Origin of the sequence: Bacillus sp. CH_70 (assembly GCF_038007045.1) — a bacterium.
Taxonomy (GTDB): domain Bacteria; phylum Bacillota; class Bacilli; order Bacillales; family Bacillaceae_G; genus Bacillus_A; species Bacillus_A cereus.
Genome location: NZ_JBBOWL010000001.1, coordinates 1,016,352 through 1,028,928, shown reverse-complemented (window position 1 = coordinate 1,028,928; position 12,577 = coordinate 1,016,352). Strand labels below are relative to the sequence as shown.

The window sequence follows — 12,577 nt, the reverse complement described above, 5'->3', positions numbered from 1 at the left end:
TTTTCACTTTTAAAGGAGTGCTTACGTATGAACAAAAAACTTGATCTAGAGCAAAAACGATTGGATACCGTAATCGAAACGATTACGCAGCAAATTGATAAGCTGGAAAACGAAACTGGCAGACGCCGGGCAGAAGTAATCAACATCCGTAAACACTTCTGGGATGACGTTAAAGTGAATACAGATACTTTTGACGATTACCTTGAAACAGTTATCAACTTAAGACAACAAGCTCAGTCACTAGCTGTTACACAAATCACCCATAAACACACCTTTAATCGACTTGCCGCGCTGCGACGTATGCAAAAAGCACCTTACTTCGGACGCATCGATTTCACTGAAGAAGGCGAACCTGCCGCAGAACAAATCTATATCGGTGTTTCTACCCTTACTGATGCAAGCGGAGAACACTTTCTTATTTATGACTGGCGCGCCCCAATTTCAAGTGTTTATTACGACTATCCACCAGGACCGGCTGAATACAACACACCAGGCGGCGTAATTCGCGGTAATGTGGAGAAAAAATTACAATACATTATTCAAAATGGCGAGATTGATTCCATGTTCGATACGAGCCTCACAATTGGTGATGAAATTCTGCAACAAGCGCTCGGAAAAGGTACAAACAAACATATGCAGAGCATCGTCGCTACAATTCAGCGTGAGCAAAATGAAATTATCCGTCACGATGAAGGCCGACTCCTTATCGTTCAAGGGGCTGCTGGTAGTGGTAAAACATCAGCTGCCCTGCAGCGAATCGCCTACTTACTATATAAATATCGCGAATGGCTAAAAGCGGATCAAATTATTCTCTTCTCCCCTAACTCTATGTTCAATAGCTACGTATCTAACGTACTACCTGAACTCGGTGAAGAAAATATGCAGCAAGTAACATTCCAAGAATATTTAAACCATAGACTAAGTAAGTCATTTGATGTGGAAGCTCCTTACGAACAATTAGAATATATGCTAACTGAAACAAATAGCGCAAATTACAAAATTAGAAATGCGAGCATCCGATTTAAAGCATCCACTCAATTTTTCGAAATGATTAAAGCGTACAGACAATCTCTTGAAACTTCAGGCATGCTATTTAGAGGAATGAAATTTAGAGGGAAACTAATCGCCTCAGCTAAAGAAATTACAGAGCAATTTTACAATACTGACTCCTCCCTCCGCTTCCATAGTCGAATTGAGAAGTTAACGGATTGGCTAAATAAACAAATAGATGCACTTGAAAAAGCAGAACTGAAAAAGCCTTGGGTAGAAGAAGAAATTGAATTACTTAGTAAAGATGAATATCAAAAGGCTTATAAATACTTGCAGAAAAAAGGCGAGTTTGACGACAACTCTTTTAATGACTATGAGAAAGAAACGAAAGTCCTGGGACGTATGATTGTCCGCAAAAAATTGAAGCCGCTTCGTAAAGGCGTTCAAACACTGCGCTTCATCAATTTCACAGGAATCTATAAACAACTCTTCACAGACGCATCATGGGTTACTGGAGAAAAACCAAAAGAATGGGATGACATTTGCTCTCTAACGGTGAACATGCTTGATGAAGGAAAGCTATATTACGAGGATGCGACTCCATTTTTACTTTTAAAAGAATTAATTGAAGGCTTCCAAACGAACAGATCGATTAAACACGTACTCGTAGATGAAGCGCAAGATTATTCTCCGTTTCAGTTCGAGTTCTTAAAACGTCTCTTCCCTGCTGCAAGAATGACGGTACTCGGAGACTTTAACCAAGCGATATTTGCCCATGCGAGTGAGGCAGTGAATTTCAATACACTTACTAGCTTATACGGACCAGATGAAACGAACGGCATTAACTTAACTCGTAGCTACCGCTCAACAAAACCGATTATTGAATTTACACGTGCTCTCGTACCGGAAGGGAAGAACATTCACGCCTTTGAACGCGACGGCGAGAAACCTACAGTAACGAAAGTAGCTGATTACAGCGAACTGCACGAGCATATTACTACAAAAGTTACCGAACTAAAAAAACAAAATCACAATACAATCGCAATTATATGTAAATCCGCAACTGAAAGCGCCGCTGCATACGAAGCACTCCGTCATATCGAGAATATTAAACTCGTGAAGAGTAACTCAGCCGAGTATGAGCAAGGTATTGTCGTGATCCCTGCTTATTTAGCGAAGGGTATTGAATTTGACGCTGTTATTATTTATGATGCTTCTGAAGATGTATACAGTGATGAGAGCGTACGTAGATTGTTCTACACTGCTTGTACGCGCGCGATGCATGAGTTGCAACTTTATAGTGTTGGCGAGGTTAGTCCTTTTGTGCTTGGGGCTGATTCAGAGAGTTTTGAGCTTATTACAACACCTTGATATGAATCAAGGTGTTTCTTTTTTATGCAGGATTTACACCTTAAAAATAGAATATATCAGTTTAGAAAAAGTTAAGGAGTGAAAAAATGAACCATTATTTTATCGCTATTTATGACGGTGAATTTCCTACCGAAAAATTACATACCATTGTACAATCTAATCCCACTTTGATCGACCTAAACATCCGCACCATTTCAATCCCATCACCAAGACCTTTCACCATACTAGTTGGCGAAGAACACGATGCACTCACAACTGGACTTACAGACAAATACCACTTATTAACGAAAGAGTTGCAAGCGCTTGAGCAGCAAGAGAAATACTATTACGTATACGATTATAAAATTAGAAAAACCATCGAGAATCCCAACCAAAAATGCTTTCCATTAGCGAAAATCAATATAAGTGTTACGAAATTCCATCAGATGATTCAAAAAGTAAAAGACTTAAAACGACCTGTATTTGCAGGTTATAACATCATTTCTCATGATGCAGACATACTTACCGTTGATGTACTGCTATCTTCACCATTATTAGATCCGAACACTTCCGAAAAAGATGCGGAAGAATACGCTTATTTAAAGCAATTAGCTGAATCAATTTCTCATTCTAAATTATGTACTTCTATTAAAGGAAGTTCACTTATTTAAATAGAAAAAGAGGGTTATTTATCATAACCCTCTTCCTACTATCTATTTACGTTTTTGAAACAAAACGATTAAGACTGGTAATATTGTTAAAGCACAGAATAAAGAAAGTGTCGTATCAATAACAGTTGTAATACCAAATTCACGTAAAACCGGGAAGTTAACAAAAATTAACGTTGAAAACCCAACAATTACTGTTAATCCTGAAGCGGTAATGGCTTGCCCTACTTTTGAAAGAGAAACACGAATTGCTTCTTGAGGAGACAGTCCCTTTTCCTCTTCTTCACGGAATCTTTCCATAATAAGAATCGTAAACTCTGTTCCAATACCAAGTACAAGGCAGCTAAGCGCCGTTGTTAGCGGATTATACGAAATATCAAGAAGTTTTAAAGCACCCGGAGAGAACCCTAGTACTAAAACAATTGGTATTAATGGATATAACGCATGTTTTACGCGGCGATACACAAGGAATAAAGATAGGAAAATAATGAGCAGCCCTGCGCCAATCATTAGTCCACTATTCGCACCGATGTTATCAATACCATACAGCATCATAACTTGCGCGCCCGCTGGCTTGATTTTCACACCATCTATCGGCTTCATGTCCTTTAATATGTTATGCATTAATTTTAATTGATCAGCAGAAGAAAGATCTGGATTCACTTGGAACTTAACTGTGGCGTACTTTTTGTTCTTACTTATAACAGTTTCTTTCAGAGAATTTGGTACGTTTTTAAGTTCATTTTCTACTTGCGAAGCGGATTCTGATAGTATATCTTTCCCATTGATTTGTAGAATAACGCTAGGCAGTGATATAACATCACTCACATCTTTATATTTGTTTTCTACCTTTTCACTTTCGCGTTTCATCCAAGACATCACTTTCGGTTCCGTGACGTCCTCTGCTTCTACTAAGTACGTAATATACGTTGTAGAGCCAACTATCTTTTGTAATTGTTTCGTATTTTTTAATGTCTCCATATTTTGCGGAATCATTTTTGTTAAGTCTGTTTCAGTCGGGATAGACTTCTCTGCCATAAATCCAAGACCAGATAAAATAACAGAAACGATTAAAATAGGAATTGCGAGTTTCATAGCTAGATTAGCATATTGATTTAAGAAGCGTGATAGCATTGTGTTTTTATCTGCATCACTTTTTAGTTTAGGCGCTTCCTTTTTACGATCTAATAAGTAGAATGTTGAGAACATCAATAATAATTCAACAACGTAACAGAATAAAACACCAATCGCTAATGTTAAACCAAATTGCTGCATCATCGGCGCTTTCGATAAATACATTGTCAGGAAGCTTAAACTCATAATCACAACTGCAATCCCTACGCCAGGTCCAATGTGACGAACGGCATTTCGTGTTGCGCGTTTCGCATCAAATCCACTCGTTTTAAATTCCTCTTCATATCTGTTATGAAATTGAACACCAAAGTCAGTGCCAAGGCCTATAATGATTGGTAATGTCGCCATAGTTGCGAGCGTAATCGGGATTCCAGCCCACCCCATGAAACCAAATGTCCATATTAATCCGATTAGCACAAAAGCTAATGAAATAACGCGACGTCTTACAGGGAATACGAAGAATAGTACGACAATCATTAATATAACCGCTAAACCGAGCATAATTCCTAATGTCGTTATAACCTCTTCTTGTATATCACCTAAAATAGCAGGCATTCCAGCCATTTTCACTGTTACACCCTGACTGAAATTCGTATTTTCAATAAGTTCGTTTAGCTCTTTATTTATCCGTACATACGTCGTCATTTCTGTATTATTCGATGTGTGCAGCTGAATCACAACGTGTTTTCCATTCTCAGGAATGAGTTGTTTCAGTTGGTCTGGCACTTTCCCTTTATTAGAAAAGACGATTTCATGAAGTAAATCATTATTCATATTTTGAACGTTTGGTAGAGCTTTCATCATATCTCGTTGCACGTTATCTTTTTGTTGCTCTGTTAACATGCTTTGCGTATACTTTGTGATTTCATCGTTTTGCTTTTCTGTTAAAACCGATTGTGTTATTTTCTCTTGCTCATCAACCGTAGGTTCATGGCCGAGCGCGATTAATTGTTTTTGTATTTCTTGCATTTGTTCAGCTGTAAGTTGTTGCTGAATAAATACTCTCATTTTTTCACGTTGCTCATCCGTTAAGCTATTTTTTACACTACTATTCATTTCGTTCATTTTTTCGCTTGAAATAGAATTTTTCAAAGCTGTTTCTAGTTTCGGATTTGTTGCTCCTGTATCAAATGCCGAAAAAGAAGCAGACGGAGCAGCTAACATTTCATTTAATAAACCTACATAATGCGTCGATCCTGTAATATCTTTTATACCTTCTGCTTTTGTAGTGAACTCTACAATCGCTTTGTTTGTTTCTTGCGAAAGCAATTTATTACTATCTCCACTAAGTAATACGTATATACCATCTCCACCAAAATGTTTTTGGTACGTTTCCGTATCTTTATAAACATCAGATGTATTACTTAGAAATACATCATTCCCCATCTTCATCTCAAGTTTTGTTATACCAAATGCGAAAAATATCGTTAAACATAATATAAGTGCAATATTCATCTTTGCGTACTTGATGATGAAACGTCCAATTATATCAAAAACCTTATTCATATTTTTCTTTCCTCCTCTGCTATGCTCAATAATTTATCATAGGCTTTGGAGGAAAACGATGAATAAAAATGAATATAAGTCTCAAAATGAGACATATGTCTTATTTTGGTTCATTTATTAGAAAACTATTAACGATCTGGATGAGTTCTTCTTTTGAATATGGATATTCATTATTTACCCATTTTTTTACGATTTCACAAAATCCGCTACAATAAAAATCACATAGCACATTTGGATAATCTGAATTTCGGATTTGCTTTGAAAGGGGGTCGTTATATCGCATTGCATTTTCACATAAAACCTCTGCGCCAAATTGGATCAATTTATCATATAATTCACGGCTACTATTTTTAGTCGTAACGTTAAAAAACAACGTACGATTCACATCTATGTAGTCAATTACTGCTTCAAAAAATGTACGTTCTAAATTTAAATCTTGCTTAGCTTGTTCAAATAACTCTATGACGACAGCATTTACCGTGGCACTAAAGAGCTCATACTTATCTACGTAATAACGATAAAACGTACTTCTATGTATCATTGCTTTTTCGCAAATATGATTAATCGTAATCGCTGAGAATGGTTTTTCTCTTAATAGTTCCATGAAAGTGTTCGTTATTAAAATTTGTGTGCGTAAACGAGTGAGGTTACTCAATTTATTTGTCCTCCCTATAAATTTTTCTGTTCTTTTAGTATGCCGTAGTTGATTATAATAGTGAATTCTTTTTACATATAACAAAAACACCTTGATCATCATCAAGGTGTCCTCTTCATTCTAAATGACATATCTTTACGCCTATATACACTTAACACGATTCCCATTAAAAGTGCATGAAATACAGTTGGTGTTAATCCATAACTAATAAAAGGTAATGATATAGAAGCACGCGGTAATAATCCTAAAATCATGCCAACGTTACAAATAAAATGGATTACAAAAAGAGTCACTCCGCCAACGAGCAGCAATTTACCATAACCGTCATTTATTTTATAAGCTATGTTCATTATTCTTACTGCAAAAAGAGAAAGAATAATGACAAGAACTAGCGCAAGCACATATCCATAATAGTAAGTCAAACTTGCAAATACAAAATCAGTATGCGCAGCAGGGATAGACTTTATATTTCCATATGTACCAAACCAACCTGCCGACGACATCGCCTCTTTTAAACGTAAATACCATAGATCATGCTCTGGGTTTAAAAACCCTAAAACTCTAGCTATCCGGTATTCTTTTACAGCAGACCAGGAAAATAAATCCCTAATAATGAAGAGAAAAATTGGTAAAATAGTAATGAGCCATGCTGTTTTCTTTCCTAGCTTACTCCACCAAAGCATAACGAATACCATCGTAATATAAATATAAATCGGCACCATAATTGATGTAGTTAAAAATAGATATAAAGAAAATACGTACAGCATGAAAAGATGTATAAACTTTAATCTACTGTTATTAAAAAATGAAGCCCAGGCTAGAAAAAAGAATGGTATTGTCATTAAACAGTCAATTTTGATGGGACCAATTTTTATTAACGCTTCCCCATTCACAGAAATAGTCGGAAAACATTTTATAGCTAACAAGATAAGTACACCAATTGTATAAAACAGCCACCCGAGTCTCTCTAACTTCCGATAATCAAATAGCATCATCCCAATCGCTGTTGTAACACCAAGAATTACAAATATCACCTTATTCATTAATAAGTCAGCATGTCCAAGAGCTAAAACTGGCAAAAATCCTAGCCCCATCGCAGCCACTAATAAACCAATTAAGAACCAATCAACCTTTGGCTTATGTAGTTTATTAAGTTCCTGGCCAAGCTTGATTGGACTTCCCATTTGTTCAACGGCCTTATCTTCCGCAACTTCCTCACTTAACCCTTTTTCTACCCACATATTCTTGGCCTGTTTCAAGTGAAAGTCTAGTTCTGTTGCCACCAAGTCCTTCGCTTCTTTTGATTTTATATGGTTCGTAACTTCTTTTAAAAAATGCTCCCCTTTTTTATTCAATTTTTTCTCACTCCTGTACTAATCCTTTTAATATAAATCGCGCCTTCATAGCATTTTTCTCTACCTTTCGCAACATCTTGTTTCCTTTATCATTTAATTGATAATATTTAGCTCCTGCGTGATCCCAGCTAGATTGGATAAAGCGGTTCTGTTCTAAACGATGTAATAAAGTGTATAGAGACCCTTCATCACCTTCGAATTTTTGAATCCCTCTCCCTCTTAGCAACTGCATCAATTCATAACCTGTTTTTTCATTCATAAGAAGTTGTAACACCGCTAAAAGGATATCTTCTTCCTTTTCGGATGATTGCTTGATTTTTTCGCGCACCCGCTTTCGATGTTGATCAGAAAAACTCAAATGTTTAAACGTTGTGTTCTCCATTGATTTTCGCAAGCCTTTTAATCGATCTTCCATTTGATTATTCCTCCAATCCTTCCTTCAAAAGCTCCTTCGCTTTTTTCAATCTCGTTTTTATCGTGTTTTCTTTCACGTCTATTACCGTAGCAATCTCTTTAATTGATAACTCTTCATAATAAAATAGATAAATGACTTCTCGATATTTTATCGGTAAACTCATTACTGCCAAAGCCAACCTACTATCCTCCGCATTTTGAATGACAGTTTGTTCGACACTATCATTTTGAACCCCAATATACACAGATTCATCCTCTGTAACGATTACCTTTTTGTTATACCAACTTTTTATATAGTCCTTACAATGATTAATCGCAATTCTCCATAGCCATGTTTTTAAGTTTGAATTCCCTTTATATGTATGAAGAGATTTATAGCATTTCACAAATATATCTTGCGTTAAATCCTCCGCAATTTCTTTATTATTCACATACGAATACACAAGCTGTAAGACTTCTTGTCCATACTTGTTCATTATTTCGTCGATAAGGTCCTCCTTATCTTCTATTTCAAACGCTTCTATCGTTAATTCATCCACCACATCATTTCCTCCTTCCCATATATTAGACGACGCACTGTATGGAAAAGTTTTATAAATACATAAAAAAATATGGATGGTAATGTCCATACCGTTTTTTTATGTATATTTATTTGCTTCTTGTCCCTTGATACTTATGCTCTGCTTAAAGATAGGAATTTTTATCCATATGTCTTGTTCCCTATTTTAAAACATAATACAATGGAAATGTAACTTAATAAGCTATAACTAGTAGGTGTGGTAATCATCTCTTCCATTTTGAAAAAAGGGGGGAGGTGATAAAATGATCGCGATGTTTGTAATTAAATTAGTGTACGGTATCCTAACCGGAACTGGCGTTGTCATCGGTAGAAGATACGTCGGTCCATGGCTAATTTCTGTATACAAAAAAGCGAGAACCACCCTGCTTCGTGGAAAAGGTAAGGGCGGTTCTCGGCTAAAACGTTAATGTAATTGTCCTATAACCGCACCTACTACCACCACAATAGCAAGTTAGGTTACAAAGGCAGAAGTTTCTCAGGCTTCTGTCTTCTTTATTTTATGCAAAATTCATACTAAATACTCTATCATCATTGTAACACATTTTATTTATTTTTAGTCAAGAGAAAAAACCACCTAAAGGCTCCCCTTCAGGTGGTTCTCTATTTTATGCTAACGCAGCTGCCTGTTCTTGTTGATCTACAGGAATTACAGCGTCTGTTAGTGCTTTTTCTAGTTCAGCTGTATATTTCATTTGTTCTTCTTTGCTCCAGCCTAGTTTCGCAGCCATGTAGTTGATTACTGCTTCTTTCCACTCGTATACCCAGTGGATGTTGAAGAATACAGCGCCTCTGCGGCGTACGAAGAAGTCAACTGGTTTTGCTGTCATTTCGTAATCCATTGCGTATACAAGTGGGATTAGAACGTCAAGCGGCATGTTGTATTCTTTCGCTTCGTCTTTATGTTTTTTCGCTAAGTCAAATAGTACGTCAACGTTAGAGCCGTAGAATTTCGCGAATTCTTCTGCTTGTGCTGTTGTTAAACCATATTTCGTACCTTCGCCAGCTTTTTTCGCAACGAATGCTGGGAATCCGCGTGAACCATCTACATGTCCACCAGAGATTGGCATATGTTTCGTATCGCTCTTCGGATATGCGCTATGACCTTCTTTTTGTAATAAGTTCGTTACGTAATCTACTACCATTTCAGCCATTTTACGGTATCCTGTTAATTTACCACCTGCGATTGTAATTAAACCAGATTCAGAAGTCCAAATTTCATCTTTACGAGAAATCTCAGATGCACTCTTACCTTCTTCATAAATTAACGGACGAACACCAGCCCAGCTTGATTCAATGTCTTTCTCTGTAATTTTCACGCTTGGGAACATGTAGTTAATCGCATTAATGATGTATGTGCGATCTTCTGTTGTCATTTGTGGTACAGCTGCGTCTTTATCATAGAACGTATCTGTTGTACCTACGTATGTTTTTCCTCCGCGAGGAATCGCGAACACCATACGTTTATCTGGTGTATCGAAGTAAATCGCTTGCCCGAGTGGGAAACGTTTTTGATCAATTACTAAGTGAACACCTTTTGATAACTGAAGTACTTTTCCTTTTTTCGAGTTATCTTTTTCACGAAGTGTATCTACCCAAGGACCAGCTGCGTTTACAATTTTCTTACCGTAAACTTCATATACTTCACCGTCTAGTAAATCGATTACACGTACACCGCATACTTTTCCATCTTTATATAAGAAACTGTCTACTTTTGCGTAGTTAACAGCTTTCGCACCATGCTCAATTGCTTCTTTCATTACTTCAATTGTAAGACGCGCATCGTCTGTACGATATTCTACGTAGTAACCGCCGCCTTTTAATCCTTCTTTTTTTACAAGAGGCTCTTTGTTTAGCGTTTCTTCACGGTTAAACATCTTTCTGCGCTCGCTTCGTTTTACACCTGCTAAGAAGTCGTATACACGAAGACCAATTGATGTACTAAATGATCCGAACGTACCGCCTGTATGGAACGGAAGTAACATCCACTCTGGTGTTGTTACATGGGGACCGTTCTCATATACGATCGCACGCTCTTTACCCACCTCTGCTACCATTTTCACTTCAAGTTGTTTTAAATAACGTAGACCACCGTGTACAAGCTTCGTTGAACGACTTGATGTACCTGCTGCAAAGTCTTGCATTTCAAACACAATTGTTGATAACCCGCGTGTTGCTCCATCTAATGCAATACCAGAACCAGTAATACCTCCACCAATTACGATCACATCTAACTCTTGTTTATTTACTCCGTTTAATACGTCTTTACGTTGTTTACTTGAAAATTTCATGGTAATTCCTCCCTTTGATAACGAAAAAAGAGACCACAAACTCCGCTATAGATTTCGCCTCTATAGCGCGTTGTGGTCTCTCCAAATCTCCTACCGAATTATTAACTTGTCACCATTATAACACTGTTTATGATTATTTGAAAGCTTTTGTTGCTTCAATTGCTTTTTTCCATCCAGCATATAGCTCTTCGCTTGTTTCCGCTTCCATAGTTGGTTCAAAGCGTTTGTCCATATGCCACTGTGATTTAATTTCATCTTGGTTTTTCCAATATCCAACCGCAAGACCAGCTAAGTATGCTGCACCTAAAGCTGTCGTTTCGTTGATCACTGGACGCTCTACAGGAACATCTAAAATATCACTTTGGAACTTCATTAAGAAGTTATTTTTAACTGCTCCGCCATCAACGCGTAATGTTTTCAGTTCAATACCTGAATCTGCTTCCATTGCGCATAATACATCTTTCGTTTGGTAAGCTAAAGATTCTAGCGTTGCACGAATGAAATGCTCTTTCGTCGTACCGCGTGTTACACCAAACATAGCGCCGCGTACTTCACTATCCCAATAAGGTGTTCCTAGTCCAACGAATGCTGGTACAACGTATACACCGTCAGTTGATTCAACGCGAGAAGCATATACTTCACTCTCACTTGCATCTTTAAACATGCGCATTCCGTCACGTAACCACTGAATCGCAGAACCTGCTACGAAAATACTTCCTTCTAATGCGTAGTTCACTTTACCATCTATTCCCCATGCAATTGTTGTTAATAGACCGTGCTCAGAAGCTACTGCTTTTTCACCTGTGTTCATTAACATAAAGCAACCAGTTCCGTAAGTGTTCTTCGCCATACCTTCACCGAAACAAGCTTGTCCAAATAAAGCTGCTTGTTGGTCACCAGCTACACCTGCAATCGGTACATTTTGACCGAAGAAGTGGTAATCAATTGTTTCTCCATATATTTCAGATGATGGACGTACTTCTGGAAGCATACTCTTTGGTACTGTTAACATGTCTAGAAGCTCATCATCCCACTGTAAGTCGTGAATGTTAAACATTAACGTACGTGATGCGTTTGAGTAATCTGTTACGTGTGCTTTACCACCAGATAGTTTCCATACAAGCCATGAATCAATTGTTCCGAATAATAGATCCCCGTTTTCTGCTTTCTCTCTTGCACCTTCAACGTTATCTAAAATCCACTTTACTTTCGTTCCAGAGAAGTATGCATCAATTAAAAGACCTGTTTTTTCGCGAACCATTTCGCTATAACCTTTTTCTTTTAACTCATCACAAATTTCAGCTGTTTGGCGAGATTGCCATACGATTGCGTTGTAAATTGGTTTACTAGTTGTTTTATCCCATACAACCGTTGTTTCACGTTGGTTCGTAATACCGATACCAGCGATTTGTTCTGGTTTTACATCTGCTTCGCTTAAGCAAGTTGCGATAACTGCTAAAATAGATCCCCAAATTTCTTGTGCATTATGCTCTACCCAGCCCGGCTTTGGAAAATGTTGTGTAAACTCTTTTTGAGCTGAATGAACAATTTCACCTTTTTTATTGAATAAAATTGCACGTGAGCTTGTTGTTCCTTGGTCTAATGAAAGAATATATTTTTTCATATCGGTTTCCCCC

The 12,577-nt window shown here is 37.3% G+C and carries 10 protein-coding genes; 3 read left to right on the top strand and 7 right to left on the bottom strand.

The annotated features are described in order from the left end of the window. Positions 1-27 precede the first annotated feature (27 nt). Positions 28-2,361, top strand: a complete 2,334-nt coding sequence (helD, locus tag N2V79_RS05225; protein ID WP_340719644.1) for an RNA polymerase recycling motor HelD — start codon at positions 28-30, stop codon at positions 2,359-2,361. 86 nt (positions 2,362-2,447) lie between these two features. Beyond that, positions 2,448-3,011, top strand: coding sequence for a hypothetical protein (locus N2V79_RS05220; RefSeq protein ID WP_340719643.1), 564 nt, complete (start codon positions 2,448-2,450; stop codon positions 3,009-3,011). Between the two features lie 42 nt (positions 3,012-3,053). On the opposite strand, the gene N2V79_RS05215 is transcribed toward N2V79_RS05220, so the two are convergent. The 5 genes from N2V79_RS05215 to N2V79_RS05195 all read right to left on the bottom strand — a co-directional run bounded on the left by N2V79_RS05215 (position 3,054) and on the right by N2V79_RS05195 (position 8,611). Then, a complete protein-coding gene (locus N2V79_RS05215) occupies positions 3,054-5,648 on the bottom strand; it encodes an efflux RND transporter permease subunit (protein ID WP_340719642.1) in 2,595 nt (864 codons plus the stop codon). A 100-nt stretch (positions 5,649-5,748) separates the two neighbouring features. Continuing rightward, a complete protein-coding gene (locus N2V79_RS05210; RefSeq protein ID WP_340719641.1) occupies positions 5,749-6,303 on the bottom strand; it encodes a TetR/AcrR family transcriptional regulator in 555 nt (184 codons plus the stop codon). A 101-nt stretch (positions 6,304-6,404) separates the two neighbouring features. Next, on the bottom strand, positions 6,405-7,658 hold the full coding sequence (locus N2V79_RS05205) for an FtsW/RodA/SpoVE family cell cycle protein (RefSeq protein ID WP_340719640.1): 1,254 nt from the start codon (positions 7,656-7,658) through the stop codon (positions 6,405-6,407). A gap of 7 nt (positions 7,659-7,665) precedes the next feature. Next, on the bottom strand, positions 7,666-8,073 hold the full coding sequence (locus N2V79_RS05200) for a PadR family transcriptional regulator (protein WP_029442067.1): 408 nt from the start codon (positions 8,071-8,073) through the stop codon (positions 7,666-7,668). Positions 8,074-8,077: 4 nt separating this feature from the next. Beyond that, a complete protein-coding gene (locus N2V79_RS05195) occupies positions 8,078-8,611 on the bottom strand; it encodes a sigma-70 family RNA polymerase sigma factor (protein WP_029442066.1) in 534 nt (177 codons plus the stop codon). Positions 8,612-8,894: 283 nt separating this feature from the next. Between N2V79_RS05195 and N2V79_RS05190 the strand changes: the two genes are divergently transcribed. Continuing rightward, the gene (locus tag N2V79_RS05190; protein ID WP_098777030.1) at positions 8,895-9,059 is read left to right on the top strand and encodes a hypothetical protein; all 165 of its coding nucleotides are present in this window, start codon (positions 8,895-8,897) and stop codon (positions 9,057-9,059) included. 198 nt (positions 9,060-9,257) lie between these two features. Here the strand turns inward: N2V79_RS05190 and glpD are convergent, their stop codons facing one another. Continuing rightward, positions 9,258-10,940 (bottom strand): aerobic glycerol-3-phosphate dehydrogenase, encoded by a 1,683-nt coding sequence (gene glpD / locus N2V79_RS05185; RefSeq protein ID WP_098255789.1) that lies wholly within the window; start codon positions 10,938-10,940, stop codon positions 9,258-9,260. Positions 10,941-11,073: 133 nt separating this feature from the next. Continuing rightward, positions 11,074-12,564, bottom strand: a complete 1,491-nt coding sequence (glpK, locus tag N2V79_RS05180; protein ID WP_000760007.1) for a glycerol kinase GlpK — start codon at positions 12,562-12,564, stop codon at positions 11,074-11,076. Positions 12,565-12,577 lie beyond the last annotated feature (13 nt).